Source organism: Roseofilum halophilum BLCC-M91 (assembly GCF_030068445.1).
In the GTDB taxonomy this organism is placed as follows: domain Bacteria; phylum Cyanobacteriota; class Cyanobacteriia; order Cyanobacteriales; family Desertifilaceae; genus Roseofilum; species Roseofilum halophilum.
On the sequence record NZ_JAQPOK010000003.1, the window covers coordinates 14,804 to 36,560 of the forward strand.

The 21,757-nt window shown below is 47.6% G+C and carries 17 protein-coding genes and 1 pseudogene; 8 read left to right on the forward strand and 10 right to left on the reverse strand.

From position 1 onward, the window contains the following. Positions 1-134: 134 nt before the first annotated feature. Positions 135-2,354, reverse strand: a complete 2,220-nt coding sequence (locus tag PJF56_RS00515) for a PhoX family protein (RefSeq protein WP_283760667.1) — start codon at positions 2,352-2,354, stop codon at positions 135-137. Between the two features lie 255 nt (positions 2,355-2,609). Next, the gene (locus PJF56_RS00520) at positions 2,610-3,497 is read right to left on the reverse strand and encodes an acyl-CoA desaturase (RefSeq protein WP_283760668.1); all 888 of its coding nucleotides are present in this window, start codon (positions 3,495-3,497) and stop codon (positions 2,610-2,612) included. Between the two features lie 299 nt (positions 3,498-3,796). Between PJF56_RS00520 and PJF56_RS00525 the strand changes: the two genes are divergently transcribed. The 3 genes from PJF56_RS00525 to PJF56_RS00535 all read left to right on the forward strand — a co-directional run bounded on the left by PJF56_RS00525 (position 3,797) and on the right by PJF56_RS00535 (position 7,881). Beyond that, on the forward strand, positions 3,797-4,648 hold the full coding sequence (locus PJF56_RS00525) for a DUF928 domain-containing protein (RefSeq protein WP_283760669.1): 852 nt from the start codon (positions 3,797-3,799) through the stop codon (positions 4,646-4,648). 21 nt (positions 4,649-4,669) lie between these two features. After that, positions 4,670-6,604 (forward strand): CHASE2 domain-containing protein, encoded by a 1,935-nt coding sequence (locus PJF56_RS00530; protein WP_283760670.1) that lies wholly within the window; start codon positions 4,670-4,672, stop codon positions 6,602-6,604. Positions 6,605-6,711: 107 nt separating this feature from the next. Further along, positions 6,712-7,881: an HhoA/HhoB/HtrA family serine endopeptidase gene (locus PJF56_RS00535; protein WP_283760671.1), complete on the forward strand. Its 1,170-nt coding sequence runs from the start codon at positions 6,712-6,714 to the stop codon at positions 7,879-7,881. Between the two features lie 21 nt (positions 7,882-7,902). On the opposite strand, the gene PJF56_RS00540 is transcribed toward PJF56_RS00535, so the two are convergent. The 3 genes from PJF56_RS00540 to PJF56_RS00550 all read right to left on the reverse strand — a co-directional run bounded on the left by PJF56_RS00540 (position 7,903) and on the right by PJF56_RS00550 (position 14,561). Continuing rightward, the gene (locus tag PJF56_RS00540; protein WP_283760672.1) at positions 7,903-9,006 is read right to left on the reverse strand and encodes a hybrid sensor histidine kinase/response regulator; all 1,104 of its coding nucleotides are present in this window, start codon (positions 9,004-9,006) and stop codon (positions 7,903-7,905) included. Then, positions 8,975-11,173 (reverse strand): PAS domain-containing sensor histidine kinase, encoded by a 2,199-nt coding sequence (locus tag PJF56_RS00545; protein ID WP_283760673.1) that lies wholly within the window; start codon positions 11,171-11,173, stop codon positions 8,975-8,977. The genes PJF56_RS00540 and PJF56_RS00545 overlap by 32 nt, the downstream gene beginning before the upstream one ends. Positions 11,174-11,543: 370 nt before the next feature. Beyond that, complete coding sequence (locus PJF56_RS00550; protein WP_283760674.1) at positions 11,544-14,561, reverse strand: plasmid replication protein, CyRepA1 family; 3,018 nt, start codon at positions 14,559-14,561, stop codon at positions 11,544-11,546. Between the two features lie 97 nt (positions 14,562-14,658). On the opposite strand from PJF56_RS00550, the gene PJF56_RS00555 reads away from it, so the two are divergent. The 3 genes from PJF56_RS00555 to PJF56_RS00565 are packed head-to-tail and all read left to right on the forward strand — an operon-like array spanning position 14,659 to position 15,532. Further along, the gene (locus PJF56_RS00555; protein ID WP_283760675.1) at positions 14,659-14,805 is read left to right on the forward strand and encodes a hypothetical protein; all 147 of its coding nucleotides are present in this window, start codon (positions 14,659-14,661) and stop codon (positions 14,803-14,805) included. Continuing rightward, positions 14,802-15,044, forward strand: a complete 243-nt coding sequence (locus PJF56_RS00560; RefSeq protein ID WP_283760676.1) for a UPF0175 family protein — start codon at positions 14,802-14,804, stop codon at positions 15,042-15,044. Before PJF56_RS00555 ends, PJF56_RS00560 begins: the two co-directional genes overlap by 4 nt. Then, positions 15,041-15,532: a PIN domain-containing protein gene (locus tag PJF56_RS00565; protein ID WP_283760677.1), complete on the forward strand. Its 492-nt coding sequence runs from the start codon at positions 15,041-15,043 to the stop codon at positions 15,530-15,532. Before PJF56_RS00560 ends, PJF56_RS00565 begins: the two co-directional genes overlap by 4 nt. A gap of 190 nt (positions 15,533-15,722) precedes the next feature. Here PJF56_RS00565 and PJF56_RS00570 read toward each other — a convergent pair whose 3' ends face one another. Both PJF56_RS00570 and PJF56_RS00575 read right to left on the reverse strand, forming a co-directional pair. Further along, complete coding sequence (locus tag PJF56_RS00570; protein WP_283760678.1) at positions 15,723-16,169, reverse strand: type II toxin-antitoxin system VapC family toxin; 447 nt, start codon at positions 16,167-16,169, stop codon at positions 15,723-15,725. A 3-nt stretch (positions 16,170-16,172) separates the two neighbouring features. Further along, complete coding sequence (locus PJF56_RS00575; RefSeq protein ID WP_283760679.1) at positions 16,173-16,451, reverse strand: ribbon-helix-helix domain-containing protein; 279 nt, start codon at positions 16,449-16,451, stop codon at positions 16,173-16,175. 53 nt (positions 16,452-16,504) lie between these two features. Here PJF56_RS00575 and PJF56_RS21955 point away from each other — a divergent pair. Beyond that, positions 16,505-16,626, forward strand: a pseudogene (locus PJF56_RS21955) (DUF433 domain-containing protein); the annotation flags it as partial. 337 nt (positions 16,627-16,963) lie between these two features. Here the strand turns inward: PJF56_RS21955 and PJF56_RS00580 are convergent. Together PJF56_RS00580 and PJF56_RS00585 are read right to left on the reverse strand one after the other, a co-directional pair. Then, the gene (locus PJF56_RS00580; protein WP_283760680.1) at positions 16,964-17,452 is read right to left on the reverse strand and encodes a hypothetical protein; all 489 of its coding nucleotides are present in this window, start codon (positions 17,450-17,452) and stop codon (positions 16,964-16,966) included. Between the two features lie 135 nt (positions 17,453-17,587). Further along, the gene (locus tag PJF56_RS00585) at positions 17,588-19,258 is read right to left on the reverse strand and encodes an alpha-keto acid decarboxylase family protein (RefSeq protein WP_283760681.1); all 1,671 of its coding nucleotides are present in this window, start codon (positions 19,256-19,258) and stop codon (positions 17,588-17,590) included. Positions 19,259-19,405: 147 nt separating this feature from the next. On the opposite strand from PJF56_RS00585, the gene PJF56_RS00590 reads away from it, so the two are divergent. Beyond that, positions 19,406-21,067 carry an ABC transporter substrate-binding protein gene (locus tag PJF56_RS00590; protein WP_283760682.1) on the forward strand — a complete coding sequence of 554 codons (1,662 nt, stop codon included), beginning with the start codon at positions 19,406-19,408 and terminating at the stop codon, positions 21,065-21,067. A 296-nt stretch (positions 21,068-21,363) separates the two neighbouring features. Here PJF56_RS00590 and PJF56_RS00595 read toward each other — a convergent pair whose 3' ends face one another. Continuing rightward, on the reverse strand, positions 21,364-21,708 hold the full coding sequence (locus PJF56_RS00595; RefSeq protein ID WP_283760683.1) for a 2Fe-2S iron-sulfur cluster-binding protein: 345 nt from the start codon (positions 21,706-21,708) through the stop codon (positions 21,364-21,366). Between the last annotated feature and the right edge of the window lie 49 nt (positions 21,709-21,757).

The following is a 21,757-nucleotide window of genomic DNA, read 5'->3' on the forward strand; positions in this document are numbered from 1 at the left end:
CCCTGTCTGACCCTATGAAAGATTCCCTCTTTAGCCAGACTTGATACGATCCTTGACGAAAAATCTCCCCCCAGACATGAACCGGGGAGAGATTAGCGAGAAAATCAAGGATGAGAAAACTTTATTGAATTTATTTAAATCAGGGGTTGATTATTCACCCGCCGTATCGCCACCACAGCAGGTTTCGGTGGGTCATTGGGGCCTTTACCCGGCCAGTTAGAACCCAGAGGCACTGTGCGTTTTTGCATAAACTCTTGGCCATCGGTGGTCATCATGGAAAATTCACGGGTTTCGGATGCCATATTTTTCCGCATTCCATAGAGTTCTCCAGGGTGTTGAATCGCTAAAAATAGGGTTTTGCGATCTTCTGTGAAGAAGGGGCCACAGGATTCGGTTTCCATGGGAGACAGGGCAAAGGGATAGGCTTGGCCGGCATGTTCGCCAGAGAGGGGAATGTACCACATGGAGTTATTCCCGAAAATACCCCGTAAATTGGATTGACTAATAAAGTTGCGTTGTTCATCAACCCGTCCAGGGGGCACGGCTTTATTGTGCCTGGAGGTAGACATATCGGTAACCATCCAGAGGTTGCCTTGGGAATCAAAGTCCAGGTTATCGGGGTTCGAGAAGCCCATTCCTCCCTCGGTTGCTTCTCCACCCATGGCGAAATTGTGCCAACGGAAGGTCATGGCAGCCGGATCGTTGCCTGTTTCCTCTAGACGCATGATCCAACCATGTTCGTGGCTTTCCCCTTTAGCGTTGGAGAAGACGGCTTTATGAGCGCCCCCATCTCCACCAGGACTGCCGGAGGTGAAGGCAATAAAGAGGGCCCCATCTCCGGGACGGATCATGGTATCTTCGGGGCGAGCGGTACAGGTGGCTCCGGCAGCGTTGGCGGCAAAGTGAGCATCAATAAGGATGGCTCCTTGGACTTCTTCTGGGGTGTTGCCGTGGTAGAGATCGCCGAGGGTGGGGAATTTTTGCTTGAAAACGGCGATCGCCCCATCCTGTTCGATTTTTTCAAATCCTCCTTGGGTGCGATCGCGCTTCGGTAGGGGAATCATCCCCCCATGATACTCGCTCGGTAAGTCAGGATTGACCGGAGTATCAGCTTTTAGGGCGATCCAAGACCCAGTACCATCAGGATTAAATTTAGCTGCATAGAGCATTCCGTCATTGAGCAGGCGCGAGTTAGCTTTATCTTGGGGATTACGCACTACACCTTTGCTGACAAACTTGTAGACATGCCCCCCCCGGCGATCGCATCCGGAATAAACCACCAACGGTTTACCCGCCTCAGCCCGAATGCCTACAGCCTCATGGCGGAAGCGTCCTAACCAAGTATGCTTAGTGCCATAATCATTACCATTAGCCGGATCGACTTCCACCATCCAACCATACTTATTCCCCGCCAACCCAAACGGATTTCCTTGACCCTCAAACTCATCTCGTTTAACCGGTTTTTCCTGGGGATGCAAAGATGTACCATCAGCGTAAACCCCTTCCGGGACAAAATTCTGGAAATTCTCTTCTGCACTAAAGACCGTACCCCAAGGACTGGTTCCCCCAGCACAATTATTAAACGTACCAATAATTTTATCGCTCAGGGTATCAATATAACCCATGCCCTGAGTCTTGCGGAAAATGGCCACAGCCGGGCCCGTTGCTCGCAGATAGTTGCCATCCTCTAAGCCAGAGATGCCGGTAATCCGACGGTCTTGGGGGGAATTCGTCCGCACCCATTGGCCATTCGGCTGCCGACGCAGAGAAATCACGCCAATGCCTTGATCGATCAAGGTTTCCTTAAAGAACTCATAGAATTCGGCTTTCAAAGACGAATCGTTTAACTCAAAGGCATTAATCCCTTCACTTCCGGCTTTTTCCAGTGCAGGTAACACTTTTGAAGGCAGAGCTTTACCCATCACCATGGGATAGGTTTGCTCCCAAGTAGGAACACTGACATATTCAAAGTTAATCGTTAAAAATCCTGTATCCGGCCCCGTGGGGATAAAGGACAGGTAATCATTGTTATATCCGAAGCGAGAATTCCCTAGTTTGTCTCCCCAAGCCCCAATCACATCATAGGTGTATCCTTCGGGCAGCACCACATCATCAACCACTTCATAGGTGCTGTAGCCAGATTTTTGTTGATTGACGTTTAGGCCTTGATAGGGAAGGGGACAAGGGTAGTTTACGGGCTGAAACTTTAAGCCTAGGGCTTTGGTGGAGGAGGCTGCTTTAGCCGAAGTCCCCGTTACCGAAGCCGATCCCCCCTGTTGTCCGAGGGAACCACAGGCCACTGTTGTAGCCGTTGCCCCCAGAAATAATAAGAATTGTCTGCGTTGGAGTGTCATCGTTAACCAGTCAAGTTGAGCGATCGGTGTTTTCCACTCTGACTGTATCGATGTTCAATTAAGTTTTGATTATGGACAGTTCAATGTAGTCCTCAGTGATTGTTAATCTTTGATTAAAAACTAATGATTTTTGCAGAGCGGCCTGTATCCCCAAAAGAAGAGCGATCGCAATTTATAACCAAAAGCTTTTCCTGCGAACATGAATAGCTTTTACCGCTATGAAATGCGATCGCCCCTCAAGAGCTGAGATCTAGCTTATGTTTCCACCAAAACCGGTAACTCCGGCTCCTGCTTCGAGCGTTTCAGCAGCGAAGTTTCACTGGGTATCCTCAGTTTAGAAGCTAACTTGAGAGACTCTAGCAGTTTAATAAATCTATAGGTGGGATCGGGCAGATAAACCACCTGATTCTCCCGCAGCATAATTCCATGGCGACTCGACGAGGGAAAGGCATGATGGAGATTATGCCACCCTTCTCCTAACGTCAGAAACGCCACCCAAGGATTATGGCGGCTAAAATCATCGGTTTCAAAGTATTCAGAACCGGTAATGTGGCAGAAAGAATTTACCGTTTGTACCCCATGGAACAATAGGGTGGTACTCAGGAAAAATGCGCCCAAATATTCCAGACCTCCCATGAAATAAGATAGGACTCCGAGGGCAACCACAGGCAGAAAATGCAGGCGATCGAGTATCCTTAAAGGGAGATTATTTTCCACATCACTCGGTAGTTTAGCGGGAAAGAAACTTTTCGAGAGTAACCACCCCCCTTGAGACCAATAAAATCCGCGAATTCCCTGATAGGGTTCTACTGGAGAATGGGGATCGAGGTCGCGATCGGCATATTGATGATGGCAAAGATGGTGAGCTTTCCACCAGCTTGGGCCCATTTGTCCGGCTGATGCCCCCACAATACATCCTAGCCAGAGAATAAAATCATTGGCTTGATAGCTTTTGTGGGTGAGCAGTCGATGATAAATGGCAGTGGTGGCCAGCATTCGGATCAAATATAAAAAAATAATCCAGGCGATCGCACCCCAAGATAAGCCAGTGAGTAAAACCATAAACGATCCAATATGACTGACGATAATCAATATTGGCCCGATCGCATAAGAAACCTTCGTAAGTAGGGAGTAATTCGGCATTGTATTGTTGTAGTATCCTCTGTGTAACTCCTGACCCAACCTCACGATATCACACCCATCCTCCCCACCCTTTAAAGGAATGATTTTAAGGTTTGACTGAGGAGGACTAGAGGAAACGGAGACACGGCGACACGGAGATGGGGCGAGAAGCTTCTCCGTGTTCCCCAATGCCCACGGTCTTATCAGTCAACAGGATATAACAGTATTAGAGGCACAGTATTAGAGGCCATCTCTGAGACTCGAACTAGGGATATATCACTTTCCTCTTAACCCATTACCAGCGCGAAGCGCTATGAATCATGTCTAAATCGTTTTCTAAAACCTTCATCTACCTGAGCTGCTCTACTGTCCTTGTAACTGGGGCGCTCTCTTTTCTCCAAGCATCTGTAGCCCAACTGCCCACAGAGCCTAATTTTGAACCTCCCCCTGGCGCAGGGAGACCCAGCGAAACCATCGGGGGAGGGAGTCGCCTTTTAGAAGAAGTGATAGAAATTGACTTTGAACCCCCTCCGGGACAAGGGGCCCCCCGTGAAACTCTAGGGGGAGCTAGTCGAGGCCCCAAGTGTTTGCCCCATGAAAGTCCGGTGAGTGTATTAGTGCCCAAAACGGTTCAAGGCGTGAAGTATGGCTTAACGGTCGATCCTTCTCCTGACTTTTTTGTTTATATCCCCGAAACTGTGGCTACTCAAATCGAATTTATTGTCACAGATAATCAACCTTATCCCAATGGACAAATTATTGATGAGCGATTGATTGATATTCCCCAAAAGCCGGGAATTTTAAGAGTGTCTTTGGACGGCACTTTAGAAAATAACCAGTATTATGAATGGGCCGTTTACTTAAAATGCCCCCAAGTGACACCCGGTAGCGAACCCTCATTTACTTTCCCTTCTTCCGGGTGGATAAAAAAAATTCCTGCGGATGAAACGATCCAGCAAAAAGTAGATACTTCTTCGGTTTTAGAGGCGATCGTGACCTATGCTAATGAAGGGATTTGGTTTGATACTTTAAGTATTTTGTACGAAGAATTACAACAACACCCCAACAATAAAAAATTAAAACAAACTTGGCAACGGTTTTTACAGAAGGAGATACCAGACATTGACCCTGTGATGTTAGAAACTTCTATTGTTGATTGTTGCCAATCGTAGCCCTCTTTTATCTTGCTTTCCATGTGGAAAATTCTGAAACAAAATCTGGAAGAATGGCGGGGGGTTCTTCTGATTTCTCCGAACATAGCATTGGCGGTGATTGTCTTGCGAATGATGGGAGGATTGCAACTGTTAGAATGGGTCGCCCTAGATCATTATTTTCGCTGGCGACCCCTTGAACCGGTAGATGAAAGAATTGTCATTGTAGGGATTACAGAATCGGATATTCAGCAAATCCAAAAATGGCCCCTTTCAGATCGAGTTTTGACCCAATTAATCCAAAAAATTAATGCCCAAAATCCGAGGGTGATTGGTTTGGATATTTATCGAGATTTGCCGGTGGAGCCAGGATATCAGGAATTTGTGGAGTTAGCGAGAAATACGCCTAACTTAATTGGGATCGCTAAAGTGGAGGGCGATCGCCTGGGAGAATCCGTGGCCGCTTCACCGGTTTTAGCCCAACTCAATCAAATTTCGGCAGCAGATTTGATTCTGGATGGGGATGGGAAAATTCGACGCATGTTATTGTCCGTGCGGGATAGTCAAGGGAAAACGTTTTATGGGTTGGGGACAAGGTTGGCTTTAGATTATCTGCAACAAGAGGGCATTACATTAGAGGTACTCGATCCCTCCAGGGGTAAGGTGGCTTTGGGGAAAGCGGTTTTTATGCCTCTGCAAAAACATGATGGCGGTTATGTGAATGCCGATACGGGCGGCTATCAGATGATGTTAAATTTTCGCAGTCGGTTTTGTGCCGGTTCTGAAGATCCTTGTGAGTTATTTCAAACGGTAACCCTCAGTGATGTGTTGAACGATCGCCTCCCCCCCGATCTGATGCGCGATCGCATTGTTCTCATCGGTGGACAAGCGGCCAGTCTCAATGACCGCTTTATTACTCCTTTTGGCTATAGTTTGCACAAGGGAGGTATTCGTTCAGGGGTTGAACTCCATGCGGATCTGGCCAGTCATCTCATTAGCGCGGCCCTAGATGACCGTTCCCAAATCCAGTTTTGGTCAGAGGTTGAAGAAGGTCTTTGGATCGGATTTTGGTCAACTTGGGGAGCGATCTTAGGCTGGATTTTCTTGCGTATCCGTTGGAAAATGATCGGTGTCTGTTTCTGTGGAGTGAGCATCATCTTCATCACCTATGGCGCGTTTTTGTTGGGGTGGTGGATACCGGTGGTTCCTCCCCTGGTGGGTCTGTTTGGGGCCGCTATTTCAATTACGGCCTATATCGGCTTTTTGGAGCGTACCAACCGGAAAACGATTATGCAGTTGTTTGAACGCCATGTGACTCCCAAAATTGCCCAAGCGGTTTGGAGAGACCGACATCAACTGCTTGCAGAAGGGAAACTCACCGGCCGCAAACTGACGGCTACGGTTTTATTTACTGACATCCAAGGGTTTACCACTATTAGCGAAAGTATCGACCCGGAAACTCTGATGGTTTGGTTAAATCAGTATATGAATGCCATGGTGAATATTGTTTTAAGCCATGATGGGGTGGTGGATAAGTTTATTGGGGATGCGGTGATGGCGGTTTTTGGGGTTCCTATTCCCAGCACGACGACTGAGGCGATCGCCCAAGATGCCCAATTCGCGGTACAGTGTGCGGTAGAAATGGGGAGAAAATTGCGATCGCTTAATCGCGCTTGGAAAGCTTCCGGACTGCCGACTGTAGCCATGCGCGTCGGTATTGCCACCGGGGAAGTGGTTGCGGGTTCCCTGGGTTCCGACCAACGGATGAACTATACCACCATCGGCGATAGCGTCAATGTGGCGGCCCGTTTGGAAAGTTATGATAAATCCTTAGATGGCGGTTTATGCCGCATTCTGATTAGTGAAGAAACCTATGAAAAAATCAAGGGGAAATTCCCGACCCAGGCGATCGGATCGGTCTCCCTCAAAGGTCGCACCGCACCGGTTAAAATTTATCAGGTAATGGGTAATGGGTAATGGGTAATGGGTAATGGGTAATCGTGACAAGTTAAAGTGATATCCAATCCGAATAATCAGTTACAATATTACCCATAAATTGTACACCGTAATTTTGATCGTTTATTATGCGTTTATTATCTAGAAAATCCTTCCTTCGACTGCGATCGGGGAATATTTTATTTGTACTGTCAATTTCCCTTCTCGCTTTCTTTCTCAACTTCGTCGCACCTTCTGCGCTGGCCCTGAAAGTACCTCAACCGGGAGCGAACAACTTCGTCACCAGTGCCGTTAATCAAGTCGGGCCAGCAGTCGTGCGCCTTGATACCGAGCGTACCATCGTCCGCAATGTAGATCCGTTTATGACTGACCCCTTCTTTCAACGGTTTTTTGGTCAAGAGTTTTTTGATACCATGCCTCGCGAAGAACGGCAACGGGGGCAAGGCTCAGGATTTATTATCGACTCCAATGGGATTGTTCTCACCAACGCCCATGTAGTCAGTGGTGCAGACCGGGTACAAGTGACGCTCAAAGATGGCCGCTCTTTTGATGGCAAGGTTTTAGGTACGGATCGGATTACGGACTTAGCAGTAGTGGAAATAGACGATCCCGAACAACAGTTACCCGTGGCTCCCTTGGGCGATTCCGATCGCGTACAAGTAGGAGATTGGGCGATCGCCGTCGGCAACCCCCTGGGCTTAGATAACACCGTCACCCTCGGTATTATCAGCACCCTTAATCGCCCCTCCTCAGAAGTCGGAATTCCCGACAAACGGGTAGACTTTATCCAAACCGATGCCGCCATTAACCCCGGAAATTCCGGCGGCCCCCTGCTCAACGACCAAGGGGAAGTGATTGGTATTAACACCGCCATTCGCGCTAACGCTATGGGCATTGGATTTGCCATTCCTATTAATAAAGCCAAAGCCATTCAAGGACAACTCGCCAAAGGGGAAAAAGTCGCCCATCCTTACATTGGCGTGCAAATTGTCAACCTCACCCCAGAATTAGCCCAGGAGAATAATCGCGACCCCAACGCCCCGTTATTCTTGCCAGAAATTGAAGGAGCTTTAGTTATGAAAGTGATTCCCAATACTCCTGCGGCTGAAGCCGGTTTACGCCGGGGCGATGTGATTATTGCCATTGACAACCAACCGCTTAAAACGGCTGATGAATTGCAGCATATTGTCGATCGCAGTGGTTTAGACACATCTTTATCGATTCAGGTTAGACGAGGCAATCAAACCCGACAGTTTCGGGTAAAAACTGCCCAGTTAGAAGAAGTTATGGAGCATTAATTATCCCCTCTCCCCATTCCCCTATGAACCTGTGGGTAAGGTAATTGTAATCCGGGTTTCCTCGTCCGGGATGCTGGTAATGGTTAAGCTACCTTGGTGAATTTCGGCCATCCGTTTGGCGATCGCCAAACCCAAACCTGAACCCTGTTGTTCGTGAAGCTTACGATTAAATTGCATATAGGCTCCCACTTGCTCGATTTCCTCTGGAGTCATCCCCCGTCCTGAATTAATCACGGTTAACAGTACGGTGTTTTCTTTCACTTTCGTCATCACCCGAACTGGGGTTCCAGTTGGGGAAAATTTGAAGGCATTATCGATCGCTTCTTGTACCAGTTTCTGTAATCGAGACGTTTCTATCTGCACGGGACTCTCTTCTAAATCATATTTGAGATCCCCCATACGCCCGAATCGATCGGCTTTTAAGCTAATCATTTCTTCCACCGTAGCTCGAATAGAGGCTGTAGATTGGGAGCGCCATTGCTGAAGGCGATCGCTATTTTTGCTTACCAATTCCAAATCAGCATACAGGAGGAAATTCTGAATTAGGCGGTATAGTCGATTGCTCGATTCCAGGATTTGATCGGCCATTTCCCGGATCTCTTCCGGTTTTAAATCTTCCGCTTCATAACTCATTAGTTCCGCAAACCCCATAATCCCATTCAGGGGAGTGCGTAATTCATGGGGAAGCGATCGCGTAATACTCTCGCGCAACTCATCCAATTGTCCCTGAGACGCTTCTTTAATCCGCGCCTGTTTGTCTAAACGAGTATTAATCGCTTTCAACAATTCATCCGGTAAACAGGGTTTAGTTAAATAATCATCCGCCCCTAACTCCATACCGGAGCGCACATCATTTTTTTCCGCTTTCGCCGTCAAAAAAACAAACGGAATCATTGCCGTTTTTGGCTCGGAGCGCAATTCTTCTAATACCCCATATCCATCAAGTTCCGGCATCATCACATCACAGAGAATCAGATCCGGAATTTGGGCTTTAGCGATCTCGACTCCAATATAGCCATTTTCTGCCCCTAGTCCTTCAAAATCTTCAGCATCCAAGAGATCGAGAATATTTTCTCGAATCAGTTCATCATCTTCAACTACTAATATTTTTATCGAATTCATCATTGGGATCTGCCTTTTTTTGATTAACCCACGGAAAATTTATCGCGATCTGAGTCCCTTCGTTACTGATTAGGGTTAAATCCCCTTCTAGTTGCTCAACTAAATTTTGAACCAATTGTAATCCTAAAGAATCAATTTCGTCTAGATTAAAACCTTCGGGTAATCCCCGGCCATTGTCTGCGACTGCCAGATTAATTCTATGATTTTCTTGACCGATAAACTCTATCTTTATTCTCCCTAAAGAATGTTCTAAAAAAGCATACTTAAAGCAGTTAGAAACTAACTCATTGACAATTAAGCCACAGGGAATTGCTGTATCCACATCTAAAGCAATGGGTTCGAGATTAAAATCGATCTCGATCTGTTGAGATGATATGCCATAGGAGCTGATTAAATTATTGACTACCGTATAAAGGTAATCTTGGGCATTTATTTCTCCCATTTCTTGGGAACGGTAGAGTTTTTCATGGATTAAACTCATGGATCGGACGCGATTTTCACTGTCTTTGAACAGTTCTCGATCTTGGGGATTTTGGACATAGCTCGATTGCAGTCTTAAGAGGCTGGCAATGACTTGTAAGTTATTTTTGACCCGGTGGTGCAGTTCTTTGAGTAAGATATCTTTTTCTTGCACCGATAACTGAAGTTGTTCATTAAGATGCCTCAATTGTGCGGTTCTTTTGTTGACTCTCGATTCTAGCTCTTCATTCAAGGATTCTAAGGATTCAGCCGCTTTTCGTTGGGTGGTTACATCACTAAAACAATGGACTCGACCCCTAATTTTACCCCCAATTTCATAGGGTCTAGAAACCAGTTCGATAATGCGATCGTCAATGAGTTCGATTAAATTTTGGTGAATTCCTGTGGGGTCTTGGTAATCTTGATTGATGAAACTGATAAAGTCTTCTGGATAGCGAATTTTATCGAGCAAGAAGGCATTGACTAGCTGGGAATCTCTAGAGGATAAGATCTTTGAAGGAATGCGCCACATTTGCACATATTGTTGATTAAAGTTGAGGATATTGCCTTCTCGATTTAAGACTAAAATTCCGTCAGCAGTTGAGTCTAAAGTGGCTTGGAGCAGAGAAATCGATCGCTCTAAGGCCACTTGGGTTTGTTTGCGTTCGGTGATGTCTTCGGAAATGGAGGCTAAACGATACACGCGATCGCCGGCCGGATGACGCACGGGGAAGCATCGGGTGCGAACCCAACGAGTTATGCCACTGGGGTGTAAGATGCGGTATTCTTGTTCCCAAGGGCCATGATGTTGAGCGGGTAAGATGGCTTGAATGCGATCGCTCTCTTGGGGATGAATGACCTTTAACCAGGATTGGGGATTTTCGTATAAACTCTCGCAGGATTGACCCCACACTTTTTCATAGGATGGACTGACATAAATAACGGCTTGGTTATCGATGTCCATGAGCCAAAATACTTCATTGAGGTTTTCCACCAGATGGCGAAATCGTTCTTCTGAATCTCGCAGGGCTTCAATATTGAGGGTTTTTTCGGTTAAACTATTGCCCAGACACACTTGACCGACCACTTCCCCATCTTCATTTTTCATCACCATCCCTTTGAGGCGATAGGGAATGGGGCCTGCACGGGTGAGCAATAGGGTATCAATTTCATGCTGTCCGTCCCGAAAAGCGGTTTGAATATGGCCGGTAATGAGGGGTTGTTCTTCCGGAGGAAAGAGACTTAACACCGATTCATTCATTAAGCGAGTTTGGCTTAAACCCGTGACTTTTTCCAGAGCCGGGTTCCACCGTTGCAGATAATATTCTGTATTGATAGAATATAAAATATCGGGTAAGCGATTAAATTGCCCTTGACGATTTAAGCGTTGCGATCGCTCATAGGCCGATAAAACGAGTCGTAAAAATTCTTCTTGTTTCTCCCGATTTTCTTCCCCTAACTCCCCACAAGCGATCTGATGGATATGGACGACATCGACGACGCTGATACCAGAGGCTAATGCCAATTGCCCTAAAAAGATATTGGCAGATATGGGAAGGGTAGGCGCGAGTAAACCCTCTTTCTGACCTGTTGCCAAGGTTGCGCCAGACTCCTTATCCTCTTGATGAGTGGCGTTTCCTTGAAGATAGGTTTGCAGTTCTATGGCATAACGCTGATGAAACTCAGCTAATGTCTCATCTTTTGAGAGCATTATCTCTCCCTATACGCAACCACTGTTATCTTATCCTACCGCAGTGGGGGAGTGGGATGGGGTGATGGGGAGATGGGGAGATGGGGGGATGGGGGGAGGGGGAGATGGGGGGATGGGGGGATGGGGAGACGCGGAGACACGGAGACACGGAGACGCGGAGACGCGGAGATGGGGAGATGGGGAGATGGGGAGATGGGGAGACACGGAGATGGGGAGATGGGGAGACACGGAGATGGGGAGATGGGGAGACACGGAGATGGGGAGATGGGGAGACGCGGAGACACGGAGACGCGGAGACGCGGAGAAATTGCCTATTGCCTATTGCCTATTGCCTTTTGCCTTTTCCCTATTCCCCATTCCTTATTACCTATTACCCAAATAGACTCAGTTGTTGATAGCGATAAAACTCCGTTTCGCTTACGCGATCGCCGTCCGACTCCTGTATCTTAGTTATATTAGGCAGCGTCAACGGGATGCGCGGATAGGTTTTCTCGTCTGTTCGATCACGCTGTAACCATTGCTGGAACACCTGTTCTCTAGGATCGTCGGGACAGACTAAGCCATAGATGCGTAGGCGTTTCCCGGAACCCTTGAGACTGGTGGTGCGTTGATGCTCTAAACTATAGCCCAAGAGGTTAATAAACCGGCGCAGGATCATAATTCCAGAGGCATTTTTAGCCAGTCCAATACCGAAGAGCGATCGCACTTCCTCCCGGTTAGAAAGGGAGATTTTCTTTAACTGCTCCAAGTCTACGTCGGTATTCATAAATACTCGCTCTGGATCGGCAATTAAACCCGGAATGCCCAAAAGCTCCATTGCACCAATCTTTGACCCCAATTGAGTTCCGTTAAAGTCGGGTAAAAAGAGACCCCCGGATCTCCGTGAGAGTAATTCTCGTGCCATAGCGGTGTCGCGATCGGCTAAATAGGGACGACCGACGGTGAGAAAATAATGATACTGTAATTGCTCGTACCAGCCGCGATCGTCTAAACTCACTACCTCCGGAGTAACCGGAATGCCATACTTTTGCCAGAGTTCCTGATGGCGAGATCTGCGTCGTTGATCCGGAGTTTGGCTACACCGATGATACGGCTCTTGCGGGTAAATTACGGCAGTTGGCTGGATAGCAGAATGGGCGATCGCCTCACATTCAGCCTGATAGTTTTGCTCTAAAACGCGATCGATCGTAGTTTTCAAGCTCGGTTCGCTCTCCTCTTCTACCGCTTGCGTCTGCTCCACTGCACTCTGACAAACATGACCTTCCGCCATGAGTCCGGCGATCGCCGCTTCCCGATACCGCACCATCCCCCCATTAAACCGTACCGCCAACTTGGCCCAAGTCATCAGGGATTCGGCTTGAAATCCCAGATCCAACCCGTCCAACTGGGTAAAATCCGATTGTTGCAATAGACGAATATTCACCTGGGTTAACCGATGTTCGCAACTGAGCAAACTGGCTAGAGAGGTGGAACCATTCCCCACCCGGTTAAAGCCATAGGGAGCCACCCAGACATAGCGAGGCACACTTTCCCGCAGTCGCGAGAGAGCTTGGCGTACCGAGTTTTCCCCTTGAATGCCTTGGGCGATCGCCCAAACCGAGGTAAAATGACCCATGAGATCGATACTCACCCCCGTTTCAATCGCGGGAGAAGCCAACACCCCATCATACTGACTCAAAAGGCGATCGAAATTCTTGCCCATACATTCATAAGCTGGATGAGTCGGATCGGACAGAGTTTCCGAATCGATCCGCAAAAACCGCCGCTCTGGAAAACGCTGCTGTAAATAGCTCTCTAGGGTAATCGTTCCCCACTTACTCCCCCGTTTCTGAGCCGACAAACAGACCATCGGCCGGCCCCCAGCCGCGATATGATCGGCTAAATCTTGCACCAGCCGCTCAGGGGTTTTATCCTCATAACTATACACCCGCCAAGCCTCTTCCTGGCTCGGTTTCCAAGTATTCTCCACCACCGCCACCTCCGGGTCAATTCCAGATAGGGCAATCAAATAATCTAGGGCAATATCGCTTAAATCTGCATCCGCAATCCAAACTTGACCGCTACCCCCTAAAACATTTTGAATTAAGGTTTTCAAGGTGTTAAGAATAGCCACCCGATGACGGCGACAGGTACTGGAGTTTAAACCATGCCACAGGACTTGCTCAACTTCATCAATCACCACCAGGGCATTTTGCCAGTCTTGGGGGTTCAACTGAGCGCGGGAGTTGGGATGCAAAGAGTCAATGCACAGCACCACCCCCGGTTCTGGGGAGGCTTCATCGGTAAGCGCTGGCAGTCCGAACCGAGCAGCTAATGATTTGACCAGTTGCACCCGATGACTGATGACGAGGACGGGTTGTCCGGTGCGTTTGGCTTGTTTAACAATGGTTTCGAGCAGTTGGGTTTTTCCAGTTCCTTTGGCCGATTTGATCGCTACCAGTTGGGCGGTTTCCGGTAGATCGAGGGTTGCCGGAAAGTAGCGCTCATGGAGGGTGAGGGTGCGGGGATGAGTGAGCTGTTGGGTGATGGTGGCTTTCCAGCGCTCAAAAGGGATGGCTTGGTTGTAAGCTTGATGAAAGCTGGCTGCACCTTGGCTGGCGATCAGGTCGTCTACGCCTTTTCCCCATTCCGGGTTCCAGGTGACAATGTTGACTTGACATCCGGCTTGTTGCAGCAGGTAACCCATGCGGCGAATGGCGCTTTGCATAGAGCGAAGGGTTTGGGGTTTGCTGTCTTGGTCGAAGACGATAGTGATGGGGCGGTTAGGGGCGATGAAAGGTTGCAGTTCGGGGATTAGATGGGGGTGGCCGATGCGCCGACCTTGGTCATTTTTGGGGATGCGATAGCCGCTATGGATGCCGGGAAGGGCGATCGCCCCATAGCCTGCGGTGAGCAGAGCGCCTGCTTTTTTGGCTCCTTCAGTAATGCACAGGGGAACGCTGGGGTTATCTTTTACCCATTGCCAAAAACCAAGATCCGAGTGTTCCGGTTGGATCTGTTCGGGAGTTAGGGGTACGTTTCCCCGGTTGGCGATCGTTTGCCAGATGGACTGGGTAACCCGTAGAGCAAAGAGTCGGGTGGGGGTTTTGGGAGGATGTTCGTATTTGATCGGTTTGCCGTCTGCATATCTGGGTTGGCTCGGTTTGAAGCATCCCCAGTCCTCATCTTCTCCAGTAAGGGGGTTAATGCCGGAACACCACCATCCCCCTTGCTTGAGATGCTGATAGCGTTGCATAATATTGGCTCGCAGGCGGCCATCTTTGCGCCGGGGCAGGTCATCAGCGTAGAGCAGATAGTTGTAGGGGGTTTGGCCTTCGAGGGGAATGACGTTAAGCTGGGTAAGCTGGCGATCGACTCCACTGGCTTCCCATTCGAGTAGGTGGTTCACGGCGGTTGCGTTGGCTTGATTATAGATAGGGGTATTTATCCTAAACCACACTATCTATAGTGGTCAAGTTTGTTAATGAAGATTTATAGCTCTAGATGTGGATTGTGTTTGGCGATCGCTGTTGAGTTTTTCGAGGATAGCGCTTTTCTACTGTCATGGGAAAGAGCGATCGGGGGGATGTCTCGATCGGGCGATCGCCGCCAATGCTACACTGATGAGAATCTTAGAGAAAGAAGTCTTATGAGTATTTTGATATCTGATGAAATATTAACGTTGACTCACATGACTGAGCCAGAAATGAGGCAAGAAATAGCCGTTTTACTGTTCCAAAAACGAAAGCTCAGTCTATCTCAAGCCAGTCGTTTTGCTCAGATGAACCGGATCGCATTTCAACACCTTCTGGCGAGTCGTGAAATTCCCGTTTACGATCTAGAAGATTTTGAGAAAGACATTAGGAATTTACAGGAAATGGGTCGGCTATGATTGTTATCAGCGATACGTCACCGATTAACAATTTAGCCGCTATTGGGTATCTTCATTTGTTGCAGGAAATTTATGAGACAGTCATGATTCCAGAAGCCGTTTATCGGGAGTTAACTGACCCAGAATTTCCAGTGGCTGGTGCAACGGAAGTGCAAACATTAGATTGGATTAACACTTGCGCTTGTAGGGATTTGAGTCTCGTTGAAGCTCTCTGTAATGAACTCGATCGCGGCGAAGCAGAGGCGATCGCTTTGACATTGCAGTTTCAAGCTGATGTTCTCTTAATTGATGAGCGTCAAGGTCGTTTAGTAGCGGATAAACTCCATATCTATTATACTGGCATCTTAGGGATTTTAGTGGAAGCCAAAAAACAATCTTTGATTACAACAGTCAAGCCATTGCTGGATGATTTGATCGACAAAGCTGGATTTTGGATTGCTTCACCGTTATATAATAAAGTTCTCCAGCTTGTTGAGGAGAATGAGTGATATTAATAGTATCCCCATAATCTAATGATCGAGACTTGTAGGGGCGGGTTTCACCAATATCTAGGAAAAAAGCGATCGCTCTCCTAAACCCGCCCCCCACCAGAATACAAAGGGATATGGGGCAGGTTCACTAATTGAATGGTGGGGAGTCCTAAACCTGGGTGAACCTGCCCCTACGGTAGATATAACTCTATGCTACGGTTGTCGGATCTACAGCTACAATGCCTTCGCTAACGTATCGAGTAAAATCGGTAGTATTAAAGGTTAGAATATGGGTAATATTGTTAACTTTCATTGCAGCTACTAAACGAGCATCGTGTACTTGAACTCCAGATACAGCATAGGTTATGACAAGCCTCCGCCATTCAGAATAGATTCCAGGAATATCGCTTAGTATGGGAAAAATACTTTCAATTAATGTTAAAAGCTGATTAGCTTGTATCGCAGTTAAGCCAAATCCATTTTTGTTAGCAGGTCTTGTGGCAACATTCCAAAATTCGATACAGTTTTGGGGCGTTACTTGCAGATGATGTCCGTTCTGAATTAACGTTCTGATCGCTGTTATGGTAATTGGATGTTGCCGATCGCTCTGGCGAGTAAAACGCAGGAGTATGTTAGTATCGACAAGATAAATCACAGCTTATGGGTGTTCCTGGTAAATTCCTGCACGGCTAACAGCCTCATCTGATAGTAGAGGAACATCCGGTTTGACACAAGCGGTAAAAGTATCGGTAAGCTGTTTAAGCATCGCATCAAACTCCTCGATACTGGTCAGGGTTTGCGGCTGGTCTAAAAGGCGATCGCGCTCTTCTAGAAGTTGCAGAGCGGCTTGAACGACCTCATCCGCAGTTGAGTAGCGATCACTTTTGAGCTTTTCGAGGATAGCGCGATGGGTTTCTGGTTTTAAGACTATTGTCATGATTCTTGACTACCGACTTTGACCTCTTTTAAGGGTAGCGCTTTCCTACTGTCATGTCTGTGGCTGAAATTATGGATGATTTCCCAGAACTGACACAGGCAGATATCAGAAGCTCTGTTTAGAGTTGGCCGCCGATCGCGAACATCGTTTAGTTGCTTCGGTAAGTGCCGCTTGAAACTACGGTATAGAACACCATCAAATCGGGTTTTGTAGGGGCGGGTTTCACCAACATCTAGAAAAAAAACGATCGCTCTCCTAAACCCGCCCCCCGCCAGGGTGCAAAGGTGTATGGGGCAGGTTCACTAATCGAATGATGGGGATTGCTAAACCTGGGTGAACCTGCCCCTACGGTAGATATAAATTCATCGGTATAGAACACCATCAAATCGGGTTTTGTAGGGGCGGGTTTCACCAACATCTAGAAAAAAAACGATCGCTCTCCTAAACCCGCCCCCCGCCAGGATGCAAAGGGGGATGGGGTTTTGGGGGGATGTTCGTATATTAATAATAAATTAATTATGATGATTGATGATGTGGGTCAGGTCTTGACAAGCGCGATCGACTTCTGACCAAAATACCCAAGAGAAAATAAAGAGAACAATAATCGGAAGGGGAATAAAGAGTAGAGTTTCCAGCTCCATATCTTCCGAGAACACAGTAGCAACTAGAAACAGGAGTGAAATGCTGCACCAGGAAGATCCCCAAAAGAGCAAAAAGGAACTGACGATCGGATGTAAACTGAGGGTAATATGAACGGTAGTACCATCGGGTAAGGGTTCAAATCGACCGCGAATTTGGGGTAAAAAGGAATTGCGATAGTCAATGACTCGCCGAATGTTAAAGCCATCTGGGGAAATCGTACCGCAATAGGGAGCATGATCTGGCGATCGCCTCCATTCCCAGATTTTGGGTGCTTCAATATGAGCTTCTAGGCGATGGATAATTTCCATTACCGAGTCTGATGTTTTCAGGGTCAGGCGATGGTAAGGTAAGATTCTCATGATGGATGGGGTAATGAGCCGGTTTTAGGCGATGGTAATCAAAATAAAGAAACCGGGTTTTTGGGACTGAATCTTTGCCGATTCTATCACTGTAAAAACCTGGTTTCTAAGCCACAAACTCTATTAGAGGTACGGCTATTGTAGGGTTTGAGTCAGATGGGCAAGGCGATCGCAGCAATCAAAGCGATCTAAGTGAATTTCAATAAAGCAGAGCTTGTCTGTATGGCTCTGTGTCTCTGCCAATGCCAGCTCTAGCTCGCCCTCGGTTCTCACTTCCGTACTCCAGCTTTGACCAAAAATCTGGGGCATTAAATGATATTTCCAGGGTTGAATATCATTATAGGGGCCATCGTGGATCATGCGCTCGATGGTGTAGCCGTCATTGTTGATCAGGAAAATAATCGGGTGAATTCCATTGCGAATCAGAGTTGAAACCGCCTGACAAGTCATTTGGAAGGAGCCATCACCAATAAAGAGGACGAGGCGATTTTCTGGAGAGGCTAACCCTGCACCTAAACAAGCGGGGAGAGAATAGCCAATGGACATATAAAAGGCTTGGCCAATAAATTTGGTATTTTGATGGATGAGTAAGTCGATGCAAGCAATGATGGCATCTCCGGTTTCAGCAATGACGATATCATTTTCGCCAATAAAGGTGTTCATCCGTTGATAAAATCGGGCATTGGTGAGGGGCGCGTTTTCTGCGATTTCCCAGTTATCTTTGAGCAGACAAGAAGCGGGTTGAATGTTTAAGGTTTCTGGGGCGCGATAGGGGAGTTTTTCAATCAATCCGTCGATCAAGTCACCTAAGTGGATGGGGGAATAAAAATGATGTTTAATTTGCACTCGCGCCAGGTTGGCGTTGATTAATTTGGTGGGATCGAGTTCAGCCGTAAAGCCGCCTAAGTTGGTATCGGATAAAATTGCGCCCAAACAGAGAATACAATCGGCATTTTCGACGCGATCGCGGACTTCATCTCGGCTTAAGGCTCCTACATAGTTACCAATGAATTGGGGATGCATTTCGGAAATGGCTGATTTACCGAGCATGGTGGTGGCAACGGGATAGCCGGTTTTTTCCACGAGCCGATCGAGTTGGGATTGGATGCCATAGCGATGGAGTTCCACACCGGCTAGAATAACTGGAGAGTGGGCGTTTTCTAGCAGTTCGACGGCTTCGGCGATCGCCTCTTCTAGGGCTTCGGGCTTGCTCTGGAGTACCGACAGGGAGGGCTTTCGCAGGGGTAAGACGCAGGGATGATCGACTAAATCTGCGGGAATTTCGATGTATACAGGGCGCTTATACTGGAGGCAAGCGGCGATCGCCCGATCGATCTGAGCAATGGCATCATCGGCGGTTAACGTCACTGCGGCAACCGTGACATTTTTTAATACCGAACGTTGCAGATTATAGTCCCCAATCGTGTGATGCATCAGCAAGGAATTCTGTTCTGCTGAAGTTTTGGGCGCACCGCTAATGGCAATGACGGGCACTTGTTCCGCATAGGCTCCCGCCAGAGCATTGACTAAACTCAATCCGCCCACACCGTAAGTGACACAAAGGGCACTGACTCCATTTAACCGGGCGTAAGCATCCGCCGCATATCCGGCGTTTAATTCGTTACAAGTTCCGATCAGATCCATGGAGCTTTCCACAATATGATCCATGAATCGGAGGACATAATCTCCTGGCACGCCAAAAATATGTCGAACACCAATAGATTCAAGCTTTTTGACTAAGTATTTCCCTACACTAACGGCAGTCGATTGGACGGGATACAGTCCGGATTCTGGCATCAAACTCATCAGACTCTCCTCATCAATTGGGTGTTCTTATTGCTCTACTTGTTAGGGTAACGTAAAATTTTATGAAAATTTGTTGTCAAACATACAAAGTTATGTATATAGGCGAAGCGATCGCCCCAAACGCCATGTTGTACTATGATGAGAGCCATGGTCACGCAAGGAAGAGAGAAGTTGTTATTTACTCGGTTCAGACAATCTCAGCGTTTAGGGAAATTTTTGGCGATCGCCCTCATTTGCTGTTTCATGGCGATCGCCTGTAGTCCCCAGTCAAATACAACGCAAACTCCGACAAGGAACAATCCACGAGTAATTTTAGGAACAACGCTAAAACCCCGCACCCTCGATCCAGCCGATGCCTATGAAGTTCCTTCTCTGAATATCCTCTACAATGTGGGCGATCGCCTCTATACTTACCAGGATGGCGCATCAGACTTAACACCCCAGTTAGCTACAGAATTACCAACCATAAGCGGCGATCGGCTCACCTACACCATCCCCTTACGTCAAGGAGTCACCTTCCACGATGGCACACCCTTCAACGCCGAAGCCATGGTCTTTTCCCTGCAACGGTTTATGGAAAACCAGGGCAAACCCTCCTTTTTACTCTCCGATATCGTAGACTCCATCGAAGCCACCGGAGAATATGAACTCACCCTCAAACTCAACCAACCCTTTGCCGGTTTTACCGCTCTCCTTGGCTTTGGCGGACTCTGCCCCATTTCGCCCCAAGCCTATCAGATCGGAAGCGGACAATTTCAGCCCGATACCTTTGTGGGAACTGGCCCCTACAAGGTAGCCCAAGTTACATCAGATATGATCCGCTTAGAACCCTTTGCCGACTATTGGGGAGAGGTTCCCGAAAATGAAGGCATTGATATTCAATGGTTTTCCTCTCCCGCCAACCTATTTAACGCCTTTCGCACGGGAGCCATTGACGTAACCCTTGGCACATTAGACAGCAATCAAATTGAGAGTTTAGAGAGAGAAATGGACACCCAAGGATGGCAAGAAATTGCCGCCGAAGGCAACACCCTCAACTATCTGATTGTCAACGTTCAATCCGATCCCCTCAATCAACTTCCCGTTCGCCAAGCCTTAGCTGCAATCACCGATCGCCCCACAATTAACAATCGCGTCCTCCAAGGACAAGCGGAACCGGCGTATAGCTTAATACCCAAAACCTTCGCCGCATCAGAACCGGTTTTCAAAACCGTCTATGGCGATGGCAACGCGGAACTAGCCAAAAAACTCTTAACCGAAGCGGGTTATTCCGCCGATAACCCCGCAGTCGTCGAGGTTTGGTATCCCTCCAGTTCCACCAAACGGGGACTGATTGCCAGTACCCTGAAGGCGATCGCCGATACGAAACTCGAAGGAATCTTAGACATACAACCCAACTCCGTCGAATCCACCACCGCCTTCCAAAACCTAGAAAAAGGTGTTTATCCCACATTTATGCTCGATTGGTACGCCGATTTTCTCGATCCTGATAACTACGTGCAACCGTTTCTCGAATGCACCGAAGGTTCAGAAACCGACGGCTGCACAGCCGGAGCCAGTCAATATCACGGCTCTTTTTATTATAATCCCCGCGTCAATGACCTAATTAACCAACAACGGCAAGAACAAGATCCAGAAAAACGGCGCTTACTCCTCGTGGAAATTCAAGAACTCTTAGCCGAAGAAGTCCCTTATATTCCCCTCTGGTTTGACAAAGATTATGTATTTGCCCAGCAAAACATTGAAGGCGTTATGATTGAGGCCAATCAATCTATTCCCTATAGCAAAATCACGCGAGTTGAAACTTAGTCCCCTCTTTTCCCTTCCCTGTTTCTGGGGGACTCTGTGGTGAATGAACGACGTTAGTTTTAGAGGGTAGCATCCTCCCAAAATCGGGTAAAATAAAAGTATAGGAAAACACTCATTCACCACATCAGGGAGGCATAACCATGGTTACCTTAATTTTAGCGATCGCCATCCTCTACTTAGCCCTCATTTATGGCGGCTTAACCTGGATCTCTAAACACTCGCAGACCCTCTAGACCCAAAACCGGGTTTCTATTCAAGTGAGCAACAAAAAGATAGACCAGAAACCCGGTTCCCCATTACCCATGATCCTCCGGAGTCCAAACCTTTTGGTCTCCTTGTCCCCAAAACCCATCAAATTTGGTCACAGATACATCACCTAACACCTGAGTCTGACAAGCCAAACGCAAGGGACGATCGCCAGAATGGGGAGGAAGCGATCGCCGGGTGCGATCGCGCCAATTCGGGGGCGACACCTCACCCTCCACAGACACCGCACAAGTGCCACAAGTCCCCAGTCCTCGACAATTGATTAACTTTGACTGACCGTTATAGAGCGCAATATCATGGGCTAACAGCACCTGGCGCAAATTAGCCCCAGTTTCACAGGTGATTTCTTGACCCGCCACTTTAATCTTCACCATAATTTACATTTTCCCCCTGAATTCTTTCTCTACAATTTTCTACAATGAA